This is a genomic window from Nonomuraea indica, from assembly GCF_002850745.1.
GTDB lineage: Bacteria > Actinomycetota > Actinomycetes > Streptosporangiales > Streptosporangiaceae > Nonomuraea > Nonomuraea indica.
In genome coordinates this window covers 1-18,310 of the sequence record NZ_PJOK01000068.1, presented here as the reverse complement: position 1 = coordinate 18,310, position 18,310 = coordinate 1, and the positions used below count along the sequence as shown (strand labels likewise).

16 protein-coding genes and 1 pseudogene are annotated in these 18,310 nt (G+C 69.7%); 6 read left to right on the top strand and 11 right to left on the bottom strand.

From position 1 onward, the window contains the following. Positions 1-33: 33 nt before the first annotated feature. Positions 34-1,635: a hypothetical protein gene (locus CXR44_RS39905; protein ID WP_101790892.1), complete on the top strand. Its 1,602-nt coding sequence runs from the start codon at positions 34-36 to the stop codon at positions 1,633-1,635. A gap of 366 nt (positions 1,636-2,001) precedes the next feature. On the opposite strand, the gene CXR44_RS37360 is transcribed toward CXR44_RS39905, so the two are convergent. The 6 genes from CXR44_RS37360 to CXR44_RS37340 all read right to left on the bottom strand — a co-directional run bounded on the left by CXR44_RS37360 (position 2,002) and on the right by CXR44_RS37340 (position 6,971). After that, complete coding sequence (locus CXR44_RS37360) at positions 2,002-3,156, bottom strand: alpha/beta hydrolase family protein (RefSeq protein WP_101790891.1); 1,155 nt, start codon at positions 3,154-3,156, stop codon at positions 2,002-2,004. 12 nt (positions 3,157-3,168) lie between these two features. Next, complete coding sequence (locus tag CXR44_RS37355; RefSeq protein ID WP_101790890.1) at positions 3,169-4,587, bottom strand: S41 family peptidase; 1,419 nt, start codon at positions 4,585-4,587, stop codon at positions 3,169-3,171. A gap of 64 nt (positions 4,588-4,651) precedes the next feature. Further along, on the bottom strand, positions 4,652-5,506 hold the full coding sequence (locus CXR44_RS37350) for an ABC transporter permease subunit (protein WP_245899910.1): 855 nt from the start codon (positions 5,504-5,506) through the stop codon (positions 4,652-4,654). A gap of 186 nt (positions 5,507-5,692) precedes the next feature. Then, the gene (locus tag CXR44_RS42050; RefSeq protein ID WP_342748639.1) at positions 5,693-6,238 is read right to left on the bottom strand and encodes an AAA family ATPase; all 546 of its coding nucleotides are present in this window, start codon (positions 6,236-6,238) and stop codon (positions 5,693-5,695) included. Further along, positions 6,130-6,582, bottom strand: coding sequence for an ATP-binding cassette domain-containing protein (locus CXR44_RS42045; protein ID WP_342748638.1), 453 nt, complete (start codon positions 6,580-6,582; stop codon positions 6,130-6,132). The genes CXR44_RS42050 and CXR44_RS42045 overlap by 109 nt, the downstream gene beginning before the upstream one ends. Further along, a complete protein-coding gene (locus CXR44_RS37340; protein ID WP_101790889.1) occupies positions 6,579-6,971 on the bottom strand; it encodes a GntR family transcriptional regulator in 393 nt (130 codons plus the stop codon). The genes CXR44_RS42045 and CXR44_RS37340 overlap by 4 nt, the downstream gene beginning before the upstream one ends. 654 nt (positions 6,972-7,625) lie before the next feature. Between CXR44_RS37340 and CXR44_RS37330 the strand changes: the two genes are divergently transcribed. From CXR44_RS37330 to CXR44_RS37310, 4 genes are all read left to right on the top strand, one after another. After that, a complete protein-coding gene (locus CXR44_RS37330; protein WP_101790887.1) occupies positions 7,626-8,585 on the top strand; it encodes an alpha/beta fold hydrolase in 960 nt (319 codons plus the stop codon). A 411-nt stretch (positions 8,586-8,996) separates the two neighbouring features. Further along, positions 8,997-9,248, top strand: coding sequence for a hypothetical protein (locus CXR44_RS39900; protein ID WP_101790886.1), 252 nt, complete (start codon positions 8,997-8,999; stop codon positions 9,246-9,248). Positions 9,249-9,436: 188 nt separating this feature from the next. Then, positions 9,437-9,841 carry a hypothetical protein gene (locus CXR44_RS37315; RefSeq protein WP_101790885.1) on the top strand — a complete coding sequence of 135 codons (405 nt, stop codon included), beginning with the start codon at positions 9,437-9,439 and terminating at the stop codon, positions 9,839-9,841. A 148-nt stretch (positions 9,842-9,989) separates the two neighbouring features. Beyond that, positions 9,990-11,747, top strand: coding sequence for a CocE/NonD family hydrolase (locus CXR44_RS37310; RefSeq protein ID WP_219602249.1), 1,758 nt, complete (start codon positions 9,990-9,992; stop codon positions 11,745-11,747). 249 nt (positions 11,748-11,996) lie between these two features. Here the strand turns inward: CXR44_RS37310 and CXR44_RS37305 are convergent, their stop codons facing one another. Further along, entirely contained in the window at positions 11,997-12,965 is a 969-nt protein-coding gene (locus tag CXR44_RS37305) for a hypothetical protein (RefSeq protein ID WP_101790883.1), read from the bottom strand. 329 nt (positions 12,966-13,294) lie between these two features. On the opposite strand from CXR44_RS37305, the gene CXR44_RS37300 reads away from it, so the two are divergent. Continuing rightward, positions 13,295-13,480 (top strand): GntR family transcriptional regulator, encoded by a 186-nt coding sequence (locus tag CXR44_RS37300; RefSeq protein WP_180903890.1) that lies wholly within the window; start codon positions 13,295-13,297, stop codon positions 13,478-13,480. Positions 13,481-13,512: 32 nt separating this feature from the next. On the opposite strand, the pseudogene CXR44_RS42270 reads toward CXR44_RS37300, so the two are convergent. The 4 genes and pseudogenes from CXR44_RS42270 to CXR44_RS37285 form a co-directional block, all read right to left on the bottom strand. Beyond that, positions 13,513-13,692: pseudogene (locus CXR44_RS42270) on the bottom strand (IS256 family transposase); the annotation flags it as partial. A gap of 297 nt (positions 13,693-13,989) precedes the next feature. Continuing rightward, positions 13,990-14,835, bottom strand: coding sequence for a hypothetical protein (locus tag CXR44_RS37295; protein WP_101790881.1), 846 nt, complete (start codon positions 14,833-14,835; stop codon positions 13,990-13,992). Positions 14,836-15,194: 359 nt separating this feature from the next. Then, a complete protein-coding gene (locus CXR44_RS37290) occupies positions 15,195-15,974 on the bottom strand; it encodes a class I SAM-dependent DNA methyltransferase (RefSeq protein WP_101790880.1) in 780 nt (259 codons plus the stop codon). Between the two features lie 170 nt (positions 15,975-16,144). Next, positions 16,145-17,335 carry a cytochrome P450 gene (locus CXR44_RS37285; RefSeq protein ID WP_101790879.1) on the bottom strand — a complete coding sequence of 397 codons (1,191 nt, stop codon included), beginning with the start codon at positions 17,333-17,335 and terminating at the stop codon, positions 16,145-16,147. Between the last annotated feature and the right edge of the window lie 975 nt (positions 17,336-18,310).

Genomic DNA, 18,310 nt, shown 5'->3' with positions numbered 1-18,310 from the left:
GAGTGTCACCCCGCTCCGCTACGGTGATCCGCCATGGATGATCACTTCCCCCCGGCCGAGGACGTCCTGGTCCTCTCCGAGCCCCTGCGCCGAGACTTGCACCCCCGGCGGGGCGGCGCGCTCCCCGCGGAACCGGGCGTCTCCGACCGGGCGCTGGGCGAGGTCGCGCCCGGCGACACCGTCGACCCCGGCGCCGCGGACGTGGCAGCGAAGCTGACCGAGAAGCACCGCGACCGCATCGAGGCCGTGCTGTCGGCCGGCAGGAGCGACAAGGCCCTGGTCGCGCACGCGCGGGCGTACCTCAGCGGCACCGATGACCCCGCCGGAGCGGCGGCGATCGCATCCATCGTCGGCTGCGTCGACAACAGGCGTGAGACCCAGCGGACCTTCACCGACGGGTGGATCGCCTCCCGTGGGCTCGCCTTCGCCGCCTGCGCGCTCGCCGAGCTGAGCGGCATCGCCTCCTCGGCGGAGGACCTGAACCCGCTGAAATCCCTTCGGCAGGTCGACTCCGTGAGCCTGCGCCGGGTCCGGGGCCTGCTGGCCTTCTGCCCCGAAGAGGAGTACCAGCGGGCGGTGGAACGGCTGGCCGCGCACCGCGGCACCCGCTCCCGGCGGCTCGTGGCCTCCTACCTGGTGCCCACCCGGCACGACTGGGTGGACGAGTGCTGCGTCAACCCGCCGTCCGCCGAGTGGGGCTCGAACGCCTTCTACCGCGAACGGCTGTGGGCGTCGGTGAGCACGCCGCGGCACCTCGAACTGCTCGGCTGGCGGCTGGAGGAGTCCGACTTCGACGCGTTCACGTACGGGATGCGCGCCACGATGGCCGACGGCTTGGGCCCGGCGGCCGCCCCGGTCCTGGTCGACGCCTGGGACCGGCTCAGGATCTACAAGCCGTGGCGGGAGCGGTTCGTGGAGCTGATCTCCCTGATCCCGAGCGACGAGGCGTTCAAACTGCTGCTGGAGCGGTACGAGCGGGAGTTCGCGGGTGAGTACCTGCTCGCGGCGATGGAGCGCTTCCCTGTGCGGGCGGCGCGGGTGCTGTCCGCGGTGGCCGCGAGCGACTCGATGTCGGCGCTCCTTGCCTCCGGGCTGCTTCGCATGCACCTCAAGGCGCATCCGGAGCTGCCCGGCGCAGACCCGGTGCCGCGGGTGCCGGACGCGCCCGGCGAGGACGTCCCGGCCGTGCTGACCGCGCCGGGGCGGGCGGCCCGGCTGCCCGCGTACGCCGATCCCGATGTCCTGCCGCAGGTGCTGCTCAAGGGCGGCCGGGCCCTGCCCGCCGACGCGACCAGGAGGCTCGTCGCGCTGGCCAAGAAGCCGGACGAGCGGCTGGACGCGGTCCGCGAGGCCTGCGACCGGCGCTCGCTGGCCGACCTGGGCTGGGCGCTGTTCCTGCACGGCGATGCCTGGGCGCTGCCCGCGCTGGGATGGCTCGGCGACGGCCGGACGGCCCGCGACCTGGCCGCCCTGATCCCCGGCTGGGTGGCACGGGGCGCCAGGGCCCGCGCGGTCAAGGCGATCGACGCCATCGCCCGGATCGGGACCGCGGAGGCGCTGGAGGTGCTGGACGAACTGGCGGAGACGATCCCGGACCACGCGGTCCGGGACGCTGCGGCGAGGGCGCGCCCGTAACCACGCAGGCGCACCCGAGACGCGGTGGCACGCCCGTACCGCCGCAGAGATCACCCTGGAAGATCCCTGGGAGATGCCGTGGCCGGTGGTGGAATACCTGGCCGAGCAGTCGCGGATCGACGACCCCTCGTGTGTCAAGCCTGTACGGGGGCAGACCAAGGACGCGGGAGGGGCTGACAGGGCTGGTCAGAGGCCAGACGCGGTCCTCGTTACAGAAGACGGCCTGGCCGTGGTCGCGTCGCACCGCTCCGGGGTGTCTGTCGGTGGGGAGAGTGGGCGGCGCGGTGTCGTCCTCTTCTCACATCCTCTGAATGCCTGGCGAGCCGCCTCAGCATTCCCCGACGGCTTCGGGCAGCGCGCGGGGCCTCAGGACTGACCGCAGGTCGCGGGGCAGAACGTGACCTCGGGGTAGCGCGATGACGGTTCGTTCAGGAGGGGCTGCCGCTGCGACTTCAGGTGCTGGTCGAGGAAGGCCGTCACGTACGTGCGGGTGAGCTCGGCGGACCGCGCCGCGGGCAGAAGGCCGTAGGCGGGCTTGATGCCGAGGGCGCCCGCCAGCAGAGGGCCGTCGGTGAAGGACTGGTGGTCCGCGCCCGACAGCACGAGCCAGCGCTTCCACCCGGTCAGCAGCTTCCAGTCGCGGCTCCATGAATTGTCGCGGCCGCCGGGGACGTGCCGCGGCGAACCCATGAACATGAACGGCCGGGAGAACCCGCTCTTGGGGATCCGGGCGTAGGTGGTGCCGTCCATGTCGATTCCGGCGCGTATCCGAGAGTCCTTCAGCATGGCCGCCACGGCGGCGGCCCCGCCGAGCGACTGGCCCGCCATCGCGATTCTGGAGCGGTCGATCAGGCCAGAGTCGTTCCGCTTCGATGTCAGCTGGTCGAGGACGAAGGAGACGTCGGCCGCCCGGCCCTGGACCGCCCCCGTGCCGAAGCCGGGGTCGGTGTCGCTGTCGCACGCGAGGCACTCCGTGACCCGCCCGTCGGGGAAGGTCGTGGCGTAGCTCTCGTAGGTGTGGTCGATCCCGGCCACGACGTACCCGCGGCTGGCCAGGTCCTCGGCCAGGGACGTGAGAGTGCTCATCGGCTTGGTGAAGCCGGGGGAGAGCACCACCAGCGGCAGCTTCTTCCCTGCGGGTTCGGCGTTGTGGATGGCATTGGTGCGGGTCTTGCTCAGCGTGTCGTACGGCACGCCCGCGACGCCCAAGCCCTTCAGGGTGAGCTCCGATTCCTTCGGCGTCATGTACGGTGCCCGCTGTCCGTCACGATGCTCGGTCGGATACCACAAGGTGACCTTGAGCTCTCTGGCGTCGGCGTCGAGGTTCCAGGGGTCGGGGCGGGAGGTGTCTTTCAGATACCGGGCGGTGGTGCCGACCGGGTGGGGGCCGGTGGGGGCGGGCAGGGTGGCGGGGCCGGTCGGCGTGGCCGACGGGGCGTCGGACCGGGGCGGTGTGGGTGCGGAGCAGGCGGACGCGGCCAGGACGGCCAGTCCCGCGGTGACGGCCAGGATCTGTCTCATGGAGAGGTCCGTTCACTTGTGCAGCAAGGTCAGGGCCTTGGCCAGCGCGGGGTCGCGCCCGGTGGCCGCGTCCTTCGGGGTCAGGGGCACGTGGTGGTCGGGCGGCACGCCGATCCGGTCGATCACCTCTCGGTCGGGCCCCAGGTGGTGCCTGTCAGGGAAAGCCAGGAGGGTGTTGTTGGCGAGCAGGTACGACCGGGCCGGCCCGGAGATCACGCCGGCGGTTCTGGTGCCGACCAGCTGGCCGATGCGCAGGTCCTTGACCGCGGCGCTGAAGTGCTCGCACGCCGAGGCGCAGCTGCGGTCGGTGAGCACCGCCAGGGGCAGGTCGAGCAGCTTGACGGTGTCGTCGGTCCGCATGGGTTCGCACGTGCCGTCCACGGCGCACTGGTAGGCGGTGACCTTGCCGTGGGTGAACGCGCTCAGCAGCCGGGTCGCCTCCGCGGGTCTGCCGCCGCCGTTGCCGCGCAGGTCCAGCACGACGCCGGTGAGGGGCTGGCCGGTGCGCAGCCGGGTGATCGCCTTGAGCACTCTGTCCGCGGAGTCGGGGGCGAATCCGGCCAGCCGTACGTAGGCGATGCCGTCGTCCAGCAGCTTGGACTGCACCACTTGCAGGGCGGCCAGGTCCCGCTGGTAGAGGCCGGGTTTGAGCGTCACGCTCCAGCGGCGGCCGGTGGTCTGCCGCAGGAGCCTCAGCCGGACCGGGCGCGCCTCCGGGTATTGCGGGTAGAGGGCGGTGATCGCGGGGGTGGCCTTCCCGTCGATGAAGGGTGCCGATGCGTCGATCGATTCGATGATGTCGCCCGGGCGCAGTCCGGCCGCTTGCGCCGCGCCGCCTTGCACGGTGGTGACGAACAGCGGGGGCAGGGCGGCGCCGGGGTTGCCGTTCATCTGGGGAGCATTGACGTTCGCCTGGGAACCTAGGCCGTAGCCGTCACCGTCGTAGTAGTCGGGCGGTCGTTCGACGTCGTGCGTCCAGGTGGCGTGGTTGTCGCCGAGGGCGGCCACGATGGCCTCAAGGGTGACGATGGCCAGCTTGTCGCGGAGGTCGGGGACCTGATCGGTGGTCTTCCGGTAGGCGGCCTCGAAAGCGGTCCAGTCGGCTTTCCGGTCACCGGTCAGCGCCGGCATGGTGGCCTCGGGTACGTCGCGCCCGTTGCGGTTGATCTCCTGCGTCAGGGCGACGAATCCGGCGGTCAGCAGCGAGCGGGCGTCCAGTGTGGCGCCGCTGTAGTAGTTGCCGAGGATGCAGAAGTAGGCCTGCTCGATGACGTCGATCGTGGTGGCAGTCTCTGCCCCGGGCGCTCCTTGGGGCTGTGTGCAGGCCGTACCGGCTGCCGTGCTCGCCCGGCTGCGCGGCGGCGTCGGCACCGTGCAGGCCGCCGCCAGGAGGAGGGCGAGCCCGGCGGCCGCGGTCCTGACGGTGGTCATGAGACCTCCTTCGTCGGCCTCATGACCACGATGCTGTGCTCACTGATGACCTCGCCGAACTCGGTCATGCCAGCCGCCTCCGGAACCACCAGAAGCAGAACCATGTGAGGCCGAGGGTGAGCAGGGCGTAGATTCCGGTCTCGATCCACTGGAAGGGCCAGAAGCGCTCAAGGGGCTGGTAGGTCGCCTGCTGCCGGTAGCCGAGTCGGTTGATCTCGGCCATGCAGGCGTCAGCAGAGCCCACCGCCCCCGACGGTGAGCACGGCCCCGACGTCGTGGAGACCTGGAGGGCGGCTTCACCGTCGCCACCGGAGATCGTGCGTCCGGACGGGTCGACCAGGCTGCTGGACAGGACCCAGGCGCCCGCATGACCAGGAACGGTCGACCTCAAGAGAATCCGCGCAGGCCCGCCCCCCTCCTGCGATATGCCGAGGTTCTCCACGTTCGCCTTGCTGAGCTCGAAGGTCCCCGTGACCGGGGGCATCAGGTGGGCGCGGACCGTGAGCGGCATGGCGAACTGGATCGCGGCGAACACGGCCAGTGTGAGGGCCATGGCGGGGACGGTGCGGCGCACCAGCATGCCCACGGTCACGCCGAGGACGAAGGCGAAGGCCGCGTATCCCATCGGGGCGATGCCGCGCGCGCCGAAAACCAGGGGGGCCATCAGGGCGAGGCTCTCAGCGGCCGATTTGTCCAGGGGATCGGACCACCAGCTCACCATGAAGCCGCACAAGCACACGGCGGCCATGGCGACCAGGCCGACGAGCCCGAGCTTGACCGCCAGCCAGCGGCCGCGGGTGATGCTCTGGTTCCACACCAGCAGGTGCGTGCCCGCCTCAAGCTCGCGGGTGATCAACGGTGCTCCCCAGAAGAGCCCGACCAGAACGGGCAGGAGCAACACGACGAGGCTGACAGCCATGAAGGGCATGTCGTACGTGTCGAAGAATCGGTTGTAGAAGCGGTCGCAGGTGTCGTCCTGGGCACAGGCGGCGATCCCGGCGGAGTAGCGGGTGGCCAGGTCCGGTCCGGTCCGGGCCAGGACGAATGACCAGTACGGTGGCCAACATCGCGGCCGAGCCGCGGAGCTGGCGCCAGGTCAGCCATATCATCGCTGCACCTCCAGGGCGACGCGCCGGTCGTCGGCGGTGCGCTTGTTCATGTGGGCCAGGACCAGGTCCTCCAGGCTGAGCCGGGTGACCGTCCAGGCGGGGTCGTGGATCGGGGCCTCGGTACGGATCACGAACGTGCTCTGCCGGTCGGTGTGGCGCGCGGACACCACCTGCTGATCGGCGGGCAGCCGATCGGGATCGCGGCGCGGGCCGGTGAGCCGGTGATGAGTGGACAGCAGTTTGTCGACCTCCCCGGCCACCTGGACGCGGGAGTCGACGAGCACGATCAGGAAGTCGCAGACCCGTTCCAGGTCGGAGACCAGGTGGGAGGAGAGCACCACGCTGAACTCGTGCTCGACCGTGGCCTCCATCAGCCCCTGCATGAACTCCCGCCGCGCCAGCGGATCGAGCGAGGCCACCGGCTCGTCCAGGATCAGCAGCTCGGGCCGCTTGGCCAGGCCCAGGGTGAGGGCGAGCTGGGCGCGCTGGCCGCCCGACAGCTTGCCCGCCCGGCGGGTGGAATCGAGGCCGAGTTGCGCGATGCGCTCCCGCGCCATGGTGGCGTCCCAGCGGGGGTTGAGCCGTGCCCCCAGCCGCAGGTGCTCGGCGACGGCAGTCCCGCGTAGACGGGGGTGTCCTGGGCGACGAACCCGACCTTGGCCAGCTGCGCGGGCGTGCCCGCGGGCCGGCCGCCGAGCACGGTGATATCACCCGCCGTCGGTTCGAGCTGGCCGCTGGCCAGCTTCAGCAGCGTGGTCTTGCCGGCTCCGTTGGGTCCCACCAGTCCGACGACGTGGCCCGCCGGGATGTCGATGGTGCACTCGCGCAGCGCCCAGCGCTTGCCGTACTTCTTGCCCAGTCCCTGGGCCTGCAGGACGGTGTTCACGCTATGTCCTCCTCAGCGGTGGTCCGAAAGGTGGTCGTGAAGAGGGCCTCGATACTTTCGTCGTCGAGGCCGGCCCGGCGGGCCTTGGCCAGCCAGCGCCGCAGTTCCAGCCGCAGCGGGCCGTGCGCGGCCAGCGAGGTGTCAGTGAGCGTCGTCGTCACGAACGTCCCCACTCCCGGCCGGGCGGCGACCAGGCCCTCGTGCTCGAGTTCCCGGTAGGCCTTCAGGACGGTGTTGGCGTTGATCGCCAAGTGCGCCACGACCTCCTTGACCGTCGGCAGCTGATCACCCTCGCGTAGCACGCCGAGCCGTAGCGCATGCCGTACTTGCTGGACCAGCTGCAGGTACGGCGAAACACCCGACCTGCCGTCCAGATGGAACTCGATCACCGGCTTTCTCCATTTATCTAGCCTCCTAGTACTTTAGAGCTCTAGATGTCAAAGGATCATAAGGATCGCTGTCTCGGAGTCGCCCCGGCCGCTGCACGTCATCGGTGACCAGCCTGCGAAGCCCATAGCTGCGGCAAGCCGCCATACCGACCGACCGAGCAGAAAGACAAGGAGCTGGGTCAACCGCACACGACCTGCACCTCGGGGTGGGCGCGCACCTGGGCGTCCCGAGTGTCGGCGGTGCGGCCTGGCAGGACGTCGATGCGCTCGCGGGTCTCGGCGTCGATCAGCACAGTGGCGTAACGGTGGCGCCGGCGCAGGGCGACTGGGCAGGCGACGGGCCCGTTCCGGATTCGCGCCCGAACCCGGAACTGCTCGGCCTCGTCCGCCATGTCTTCCACCACCAGCGGCGATAACCCCGCGAATACCGTATGCGCAAGCTCGTTGACATCGATAACAACTCAGCGTGACGTCACGGCGCCATCCGTTACCACCGAATCTGCGACAGAGCCGAAACCCGTACCACCCACTGCAGGCGTGGCCTGAACTGGGTCACCGAGCACGCGGACTTGCTGACATGGCAACTGATCTTGCCCCCGGGGAACTGCGGACCTATGGTCGGCCAGATCAAGGAAGTGCAGGTCAGGAGGCGTCATGACAGTCGAGCATCGGATCTTGGAAGCGGGCGCGGGGCGCATTCACCTGGCGGTGCAGGGCAACGGGCCGCTGATCCTGCTGGTGCACGGGTTCCCTGAGTCGTGGTACTCCTGGCGGCGGCAGATACCCGTGCTGGCGCAGGCGGGCTACCGGGCCGTCGCTCTCGACGTGCGGGGATACGGGCGCTCGTCCAAGCCGCGGGATCCGGCCGCCTACCGGATGCTCGACCTGGTCGCCGACAATGTCGCGGTCGTGCGGGCGCTCGGCGAGTCGTCGGCGGTGATCATCGGCCACGACTGGGGGGCGACGATCGCGGCGCACTCCGCGCTGCTGGCACCTGAGGTGTTCCGCGCGGTCGGCATCTTGAGCGTGCCCTACGCGCCGCCGGGCGGTCCCCGGCCAAGCGAGGCGTTCGCTCAGATGGGCGGGCTGGAGGAGTTCTACGTCTCCTACTTCCAGGAGCCCGGCCGGGCCGAGTCCGAGATCGAGCCCGACGTGCGGGGCTGGCTCGCCGGGTTCTACCGCGCTCTGTCCGGCGACACCATGGCCGGCCCCGACGCTCCCGACCCGCATTTCGTCACCCGCGAGGGCGGCACCCTGCGCGAGCGGTTCCCCACCGGGGCCATGCCGTCCTGGCTGACGGAGGAGGATCTTGATTTCTACGCCGCGGAGTTCGAGCGGACCGGCCTGACCGGAGCGCTCAACCGGTACCGCAACATGGACCGTGACTGGGAGGACCTGGCTCCCTACGCCGGGGCCCCGATCGAGCAGCCGGCCCTGTTCGTCGGTGGCAAGCGGGACGCCTCCACCATGTGGCTTTCCGACGCGATCGACGCCTACTCCCGTACCCTCCCGAATCTGAGGGGGAGCCATCTCCTGGACTGCGGCCATTGGATTCAGCAGGAACGCCCCGACGACGTCAACCACCTTCTCCGAGACTTCCTCGACAGCCTCTGACTGAGCATTCCTGACGCCACAGCCTGCGGCCCCCAGGACGCGAGCGCCAGGTCGGGCCGCAGTGGCCGCAGCGGGCTTGCGCCGGTGTGTGCCCCCGCCACCGAGAACCGACATCCATGGCCGCGGAACACCGGGGTGTCGGCCACGGACCCCGCGGCTGCCGGGGTCTGCACGAGGTGGCCGAGCGCATGGGGCCGGCACAGTCGGCCGCCTTTACCCACCTGGCCACACTGCGCGACGGCGGGGTGCTGACCTCGCGTCGGGAATGGAAGACCGTCCACTACCGCGCCGACCCCGCCCGGATCGGCAGGGCCTTGGCGGGTCTGGAGGTCAGCCTGCAGGCGTGCTGCTCACCCGAGAGCGGCTTACGCAGCTTGCCTGCGGCTGAGACGCTCGCGCCGCGCTCGCGGCGTGGCCATCCTGGGCAGCCTGGCCACCGGTAGCCACAACCTCCGCGACGCCGACCTCCGCGATGCCGGCCTCCGCGCCGGAGGAGGCCCGCCGCTCGGTCGCCGCCGCCGTGGCCGACCGGCCTTCCTCGGCGCGGCCGCCGGGGAGCTCTGCGCCGCCGTCCTGGCTCTCCTCGTCCTGTGCGGCCGCAAGGCCGGCGCTCATGCCGCCCCGGTGGACCAGCTGCCGGCCCCGGTCGCCGCCTCTCACTGAAACCGGCCCGGATCCACGCGGCCGCCGTGTCAGCGGTCGCGTCAGGCCGGCGACCGTGCGGTGTCAGCGCGGGCGGAGATCGTAGACCCATGAACGGTTCGGCGACCGTGGCCGGCCCGAGTGCCGTGGTCCGGTAGCCGTCCGCCTTCTGTCGGCCTTTCGTACCAGTTTCCAAGGAGTTCGTCATCATGACCGTCACCCTCACCGACCAAGACCAGCTCACCCTCCGGACCGCCGCGTGGGGCGCCGTCTCGCTGATGTCCGCCGCGGGCGCCGCCGGCTCGTCCCACAAGGTCGCCACCGAGGGCTCCATCGCGCTGACCTCGGCGACCGGCCTGGTCGGGCATGTGGTCTCCAAGGCGCCCAAGGGCGTGAAGTGGGGCAAGACCGTGGCCGAGCTAGCCGACGTGGTGCTGCCGGCCCTCGCCGAGGCGATGAGCCTGCTCAAGCGGCAGGACCCGGCGGAGGCCGACAACTTCCGCGGCACCATCCTCGTCTGCCTCGACGCCACGGCCCGCACCCACCAGGGTCCGCCCAGCCCCACCATGGCCGAAATGGCCAGCAAGATCACCGCAGCTCTCGACGGGGCGTGAGGTCACCTCGCCTCGTCCAGCCGCAGCTTGTTCCGAACACTCCAACAGGGGGATGCACATGTCAGACGTCCGACGGCGAGCGCTCCTCGCCACTGTCGCCCTCGCGACCACGACCGTGGCGGCGAGCGCTCCCGCCGCATCGGCGGCGGTGAAGCCGGAGATCGAGATCTCCGGTGGGGTGACCCAACCCGTCTTCTCCTACGAAGACGCCATCCGCGAGCACGTCCGGGTGCAGTCGCCGCTCGACAGCGACGGCGACGGCAAGAAGGACCTGGTTCGGGTGGACATCATCCGGCCGAAGGAGAGCGATTCCGGCCTCAAGGTCCCGGTGATCATGCACGAGAGCCCGTATTACGATCAACCGGGTGTCGGCTTCGAGCTGGATCACAAGAAGTACGACGCGGACGGCAACCTGACGAAGTTTCCGCTGTTCTACGACAACTACTTCGTGCCGCGCGGATACGCGTTCGTGTCGGTGGACATGGTCGGCACCAGGCTGTCGGACGGCTGTCCGACAACCGGCGGTTCGTCCGACGTGCTGGGCGGCAAGGCAGTCGTCGACTGGCTCAACGGCCGGGCGAGCGCCTACGACGACGAGGGCAACGCGGTCAAAGCCTCCTGGAGCACCGGGCGTACCGGGATGATCGGCCACTCGTACGAGGGATCGCTCGCCATCGGCGTCGCCGGCACCGGGGTGTGGGGCCTGGAGACCATCGTGCCGCTCGCGGGCCCCAGCAGCTGGTACGACATGTGGCGCGCGAACGGCACGCTCACAGACTTCAAGGGCGGGCAGCGATGGATGGCCCAATGGATCGATGAGGACCCGGATGAGAAATGCGCAGCGGTGCACCAGCGCCTGAACGAGGGCGCGGACGACGCCACCGGCAACTACAACGCCTACTGGCACGAACGCAACTACCGGACCGGACCGGTGTCGAACGCGCGCAACGTCCGCGCCAGCGTCTTCCCGGTAGTGGGAATGCACGACCGGAACGTGATGGCCGACCAGTTCTCCCAGTGGTGGACCAAGCTGCCCCGCCAGGTGGAGCGCAAGGTGTGGGTGACCCAGTACGGGCACCTCGACCCGTTCTGGGCCCGCCGCGACGTCTGGGTCGACACCCTGCACAAGTGGTTCGACCACGAACTCATGGGCGTGCCGAACGACATCATGCGGCAGCCGCGCGCCGACGTACAGCTCGGCCCGGACCGATGGATCACCCAGGCCGACTGGCCGGCGCCGACGCGGACGGTGACCCTGCGACCCCGGCATGACGACTCACTGGGCCGCAGGCCATCGACCGGCACCGGCAGCTACCTCGACACGAGGCAGAGTGAGGCCGCGATGGCCGGCGACCCGGGCACCACCAACCCAAACCGGCTGGCATTCCTGACCCCGCCGCTGAAGAACGCGATGCGGCTGTCCGGAACGCCGTCGGTGAGCCTGCGCCTCACGCTGAACAAGCCGACCGCCAACCTGGGTGTCCTGCTCGTCGACTACGGCACCGACACCCGCATCCACGGCGTCGACCCCGCCGGAGGGCAGGGCCTCAAGCTCATCGACGGCAAGGACTGCGTCGGCGAGAGCACAGCCGATGACGACGGCTGCTATCGCAGGGCCGCCGACAACACGGTGACCTCCGACTTCCAGGTGGTCACCCGCGGGGCCCTGGACGCGCAGAACCACAAGTCGCTGAGCCGCACAGCACCGCTGACGCCGGGCAAGCCGTACCAGATCACCTGGTCGATGCTGCCGCAGGACTACGAGTTCAAGGCAGGGCACCGGCTTGGCCTGGTGCTGACCGGAACCAACGCCGATCTCGGCGACGCCGAAACCGGCACCGGGACCAACATCACCGTTGACCTGGCCGGCACGTCGGTCTCGCTGCCGCTCGTCACCCGTCAGTAGTTCGTTCGCCCCTCGCCTACGGTCGCGGCCGATGTGGCCACGACCGTAGGCATGACGGTTCTGCGCGCCCCGCGCCGGCACCTGCCAACATGACGTCGCGGGCCAGCCGTCGGACTTCTTGGAGAAGACCTGGATCATCCCCCTCGCCAGCAAAGCGTGTCAGGGAGCCGATGTGCGCAGCCAGGTAGAGGTGAAGGGTTCGGCGGTCTCATCGGCGCGGGCGGTCTCCACGCCGCGCGATGAGCCCCTCTACCGGGAGGTCAGGTGCACCATCCGCTCGACGAGGTCGTCGGCCGCCTCTCGTGACCGGCGACCGAGGCCGCACGCCGTCGCGATGCCGAGCGACTGCCCCTCCGGCAGGTGTTCGCGCACCATCGCGAGAACGGCCTGCTGGTCTTCCAGGCTCTGCCCCTCGTGAACCAGGCCCGCGATGTAGCGGGTGCCGGACGCCAACCGCAGGTCGCGCAAGTCGGCGTAGACGGACTCCTCCAGGCTGGGAACCCAACTGCCCGCCGCGATCGGGTCGTGCACGAAGTCCAGGTGGCGACCAGCGGGCCAGTCCTCCGTGACAGCGTTCGCGAACTCGACCGATATCCGCCGCGTCGCGGGCTGGGTGCGGGCCTCGTTGCCGAGGTCTCCGACACACAGGTGGATGCCGAAGCGAGATCCTTCGGGCGAGCGGGCCACCAGGTCGACGAGCCGCCGCGCCAGACCACGACGATAGTCCGGATCGTCCACGACCAGGGCGAGACTCAGGCTGGCAGGCGTCTCCAACTGGTAGACGACGTCACCACCGTACGGTCCGGCGTGGATGGCGCTGATCTGCTCCACCGTCGCCCGGACGAAGGCCTCGATCGCCTCCTCACGCATGCCGCGCTCAGGGCCCAGCGTGAACAGCGCCATGTCGAACCCGGTAGGGATCCCGACCTGGTACCTGAGATCCGGCCTTCCCGCGGCTCGGCGGGCGGCGTCGAACACCTCCCAGGACGCGTCGGCCCACTCCTGGTACCGCAAGCCGAGGTCCTGGGACGTCAGCTCATGCCCCGGCGCGATCGCGAAGGCGGGGCACCGGGTGTAGTCAGACCAGTCACCATCCTGGACGAGATGGAAGGCCGGGTTCTCGCGGTAGGAGTCGATCTGGTCGACCACCCAGTCCAGGCGATCGGTCTCACCGTCGGTCAGCGCGTACAGCTTGTCTTTCGTTCGCTCGGTCAGCATCTCCCGCAGAGCCTCCTGTGCGGAACCAGCGGGATAACTGCCAACAAAGTGCATGGTGGGAGCTTTGTGCACACTTGCCATGGGGAGACCTTACTGTGAGTCCATGAGTTGATACATAGCGCTTCGACATCCTGTTGGCGACGAAGAGGCTTCCTCCGGGTGACACGACTTGCAAAGAGCTCATCCAGCAAGGCGTGCCGGTCGGCAAGAAACGTGTCATGAGCCCCCTGACGAGCGCGATCGCGGGCCAATGACTGTCAGCGGCACCATCGATGCGCGACGCGCAGCTCCACACCACGGCCAGAGTGGTCATGCCTATGATCGTGTCCGTGATCAACTGGAGGCTTGACCAGCCCAAATGGGTGCAGATAGCCGCAGAGCTACGCGCTCGTATCGCCGCTGGCGCGTACAAACGCGGCAACCCGCTGCCGTCGGAACGCCGGTTGGTCGAGGAATTCGGGGTTGCCAGGGCGGTCACGTCCACGGACGTGGTGTATGAGTCGATCTTCGCGTGATCCTGTTTCTGCAGGTTAAGCGGTAAGTGTCTGCGGGAGTTGGTCCGCTCGCTGCTGCGCCGGCCGTAGACGGCTGCGCACAGGGTGTCGGCCTCGGCCGACATCAACGCCTCGGCCATGGTCTTCACCATGGGCCACAACACGTCTGGGTTGCTTGTCTCGATCTGCCGCGCCAGCCACTGCTCAGGCGCCACATTGTTGTCCACGGCCATCGCTTACTCCTTCGGTCCAGGTCAAGCACTCGAAGGATCACGCGATGGCCGTCTTCATCTCACGACGCCGCGCCTGTCACCAGGCCAAACTCTTACACCACTCCCGTGGACGCAGCCAGCGCCCTTTCACGGTGCCCTGATCCGACCGGTCACCCTGAGCAGAACCAGATCTGAGCGGCGCCTGCTCTGCACTCTGGGCGGGCTGCCGGTGCTGTTCGCGCTCAGCAGCGCCAAGGCCGACCTCTCTGTCAGCGCGTCAGCGCGGTCACTGGCTGGAGGTCTGTGGCCACGGCTTCGCTATCGCACCGGCGTCAGTACCGCCTGGAGGAGCACGACGCCCTCGCCGTACTTGTCCTGCAGCCGTTGCTGGAGCTTCTCGCTGGCCACCCAGACGCCCACGACCACCTGCTCCTTCATGATGTCGACGGAGGTCGAGGTCAAGGGCTGGCCAAGATCGTCGCCGATGGCCTTCTGGATCTGCCGCAGCGCTTGCTGGCTGCGCTGGGCCTGGCTGACACAGAGCGCGCCGCCCCAGCTCTCCCGAATCCACGCCTCCCTGCCGGTCAGGTCGCCTGTGAACTTCACGTTCAGCACCAGTTTGGTCGGGTCGTTGGCATACTTCTCCGCCCACTCCCGCTTGCTGCCGTCGTAGCCGGGGATCGAGTTCAGATAGCTCTGGTCCAGCCATACCCCACCCACAGCCGCCTCGTTCTCCAGCCGCTGCTGGGTCGCTTCGAGCGCTTCCTGGGTGGCCTTGGCGGGATCGGCCGGCCGCCAGCCGCCCTCCGGGACGGGGCACGGGCTGTCGAAGCTGTGCTTCTCCGGTGCGCCCTGAACCGCCGCCCCTGGTGGTTCGGTCAAGGTCAGCCGAGAGCCGTCCCAGGTGCCGACCACCCGATACTGACCCCACTTCGTTCCCCGGACGTTCTCGTGCTGCACCTTGGACCAGTCCCAGCCGACGATGTCCGGCCCAGCACACTGGGGTGGCAGCGACGTGGCCATCGCGACGCACAGTTGCGGCCCGTGGCCGGGGCTCTCCAGGACGGAGACGGCGTCGGCCGCGTACGTGACCGGCTTGCCGGCCGCCGCTCCGCTGCCGCAGGCGGTCAGCACGATGAGGGCGAGGAATGCGGGTGAGCGCATGACCTTCAGACGTGCGAGCGCTCCGCGAGGTTCATCACCATGCCCGCTAGGTCACCGACGGAGTGCACTGATCCGAGACCACACTTGACACCGACAAGCTGCAGGCGCCTGGCGATGATGGACACTCGTGGTCAGGTCACTCTGGCAGCGCTGATCGCATACGTGCTGTCGCGGCTCACGTTGAAAGGACCTGGTCAAATTCGAGGGAAGGCACGGCCCATGCCGCGCGGACGGCGGTGACCTGGCGCGCCCGCTTCATGAACACATCGGCCTGCTGCGTGACATTCAGCTGCACCAGGTGCGGGAAGCGCTCGGCCAGAGCAAGGAGTTCGGCGACCAGCCCGCCATCCCGGCCGACGTCAGCCGGCCCGGCGGGCGACGTACAGGATGCGGTCGTGGTCGCTCTCGTCAGCCGGGTCCCGCGTTGACGTCCCCACCAGCCCGTGGGCGGCCACGACGTGCAGTCCGGCCTGCTCAGCCACCTTGCGCACCGTCCGGTCGGAATGGTGCTGCTGCACGTGGCGCATCGACAGCCGCTCCCAGCCCGCGTCGTTCCGTTCGAACAGGTCGAACTGCGTGACCACGACCGCGTCGGCCTCGATCCGCGGGGACTGTGCGAACCAGGCCACGTACCGGTCGCCTCGGTCGGCGACCGTGGGGACGCTGAACATGCGGCGGTAGTAGCCGATGGTGTTCAGGTCGAAGACCAGCACCCCGTCCTCGGCGAGCTGGTCGCGGGCGGCCGTCAGCGCCTGTCGCAGCTGGTCCGTGCCGGTCAGGTACGCCATCGGCACGTCTACGCAGGCGACCACGTCGAAGCCGGTCAGCCCGGGTGGCGGCTCCTGCAGCCGTCCCACCAGGAACCCGATCTCCTCGGCCCCGGGCCGGCGGCGGGCCATCGCGACCATCGCGGGGGACAGGTCGTAGCCGGTCACCTCGAACCCGCGCTCGCGGAAGGCCACGCTGCTGCGGCCGGTTCCGCAGCCGGCGTCCAGCAGGCGCCGACCGCCTGGCCCGTACCGATCGACCGCCTCCACGAAGCGGGCCACGAGGCTGGAGGTGTCCATCCTCGCGTTCAGCTCGTCGTAGCGGGCCGCGATGCTCTCGTAGGCGGCCAGCGTCTCATCCACCTGCGACATGCGTGCCTCCTGGGTGCGGGTGTCCCGCCCTCGTGGGGAGCGGAGCCGTGCCGGGCCGTCGGGCCCGGCACGGCCACCGGAGATGGACTACCAGATGAACCAGGCCTGCCGGTTGATCCGGCGGCCGGTGACGCGGCGCAGCAACTTCCTCATGGAGTTCACCTCCTTTCTCAACGAGCGAAGGGGGTCCGGTGCAGCTGGAAGGGGGGAGGGGTGATGATGCCCGCCACGTGGGGCTGTCCGCGACCGCCGCGTACTGCAAGACGGGCGCTGTCGGTCACGGCGGCGAGCAGTTCGGAGGCCAGGCTGCGCGCGACGGCGGCGCCGGCGCAGGTGAACGGGCCGCCGCCGAAGGGCAGGTAGGGCCCACGGGGGCCGGGGCCGTCCCACCTGCCGGGCCGGAACCGGGTGGCCTCGGGCCAGTGCCGTTCGTCGCGGTGCAGCAGATAGGCGCAGACCGACACGCTGTCCCCCGGCGCCAGTTGCACGCCGCCGACCTGATGGGCGCGCAGTACGGGGCGGCCCAGCAGCCACGCCACCGGCCACAGCCGCAGCGACTCCCGTACGGCCGACTCCGCGGGCACGGCCGCCAGGTCGACGCCGTCGGTCGCGGCTTTCAGCAGCGCCCAGGCGACCACGTGGCCCACCGGCGCCACCGAGGTTCGGAAGAGCAGCAGATATACCTGGGCGAGCTGCGCGGCAGGCGTATCGGGCGGGGCGGCCTCGAGTACGGCGTCCAGCAGGTCGCCCCGCCCGCCGGGCCGCGGGCCGGCCCGGCGGGCGACTACTTCGCCGGTGAGCGCCCGCACTACGCGTGCCCACAGCGCCCGCCGTATCACGCTCGCCAGCAGGCCGCTGGGACGGATCAGCACATCGTTCCGCACCACCTGCTCCATCAGCTCCCGCAAGAGCGGCGGGCTGTCCGGCCGCAGCAGCGCCTCGGCCAGGAACCGGTACGCGGCGGCCCGCCCGGCCGAAGGCCATTCGCTGACCTCTCCCAGCTCCGCCACCACGGCGGGCAGCCGCTCCCGATGCGCTGCCAGATGGGCGCGTAGCGTCGCGCGGGCCGCCCGCCCGATCGCGACCTGCGTCTCCCGCGGCTCCAGCCGACCGCCGCGGACGTGGAAGAAGTCGGACACGTCGTCGTAGTGGCCCTCCTCGTCGTGCAGCACCCGCAGGGCCTCCGCCGGGTCGGCCACGCACAGCGACCCGTCGTCGGGCAGCCGGAACACCGGGCCCCGCTCGCGGGCCGCATGCTCGACGAACCCCAGCGGATCCCGGCGATACCACCGCGCCGCGCCGCGCGGCCACGGCCGCGTCCCGCCGGGAGCGGCCCGATCCGGTTCTCCGACCGCCGTCATTCCCACCTGCCCCATGCATCCGTGATCTCGGGTGTACGCGCACGCCCGCAGCCCTGCCGGTACGCGGTAACGGCGGCAAGGACGACACCAAATCAGGAATAGTGCCGGTTAATAAGTGAACGGTGAGGAGTATCGCCACTGAATTTACATAATTGATGGAATTTCGGCAATGAATGCGTTGTGTCGCAATGGCATTGCTGACCGTGTGGTAGATGGCGCTATATCTCCGAGAAAGCGCCGCCGGGCGCGAAGGTGAAATGGCATTTCACGGAGGCGCCGCCGTACCATCGCGCCCGGAGTCCGCGACGCCGCGCCGGGATCGCGGCGTCGCGGTTCGCTGCCCGGGCGGCCCGCAAGGTGATCGGGCGTCAAACGGCCGTCACAACAGCACGTGCCCGCCTACAGCGTGCAACTGAAGGTGGCGCAGCTGAGTTGCGTTCATGGGAGTGGTGTACGGGCCAGGCGGTGCAGCCGAAGCTCGCCAGGACTGCGTAGAACACGGCGCAATCCAAGGTGCAGGCGAGCCGGCCGAAGAACGAGAGGCTCGCCGAGAAATCTTGCAGACGATGGACATTTTGCGGTCCCGCGTGGCTGCTTCGGTTGGCCATCCGCATCGCTGACACCGCCCGCCTGTTCGGCTCGGTCGCCCACATCTTCGCCCCACGCTCGGTGCTCCGCACGGTCCCGGCCAGGGAACCGGAACTTTGCACGGAAGCGGTGCTGCCCGATCTGGTGCCGCCTGGCATCCAACTCGTCCTTCTCCAGTGCGGGGCTACTTCGGTGTTCGATCAGAACAGCTGCTGGGCGATGTTGACCATCCAGGTGAGCGAGCCGGCCTATTACTCCTCACAGCAGGAAGATCAGTGCGGTGAGGGCGAGGCCCGCCAAGGTGAAGCCGCGCGGCCGGGGCTGTGTAACGGCCTCCTGCCGCGCGGAGATCACCAGCAGGACGACGACGGCCAGCGCCGCCAGCAG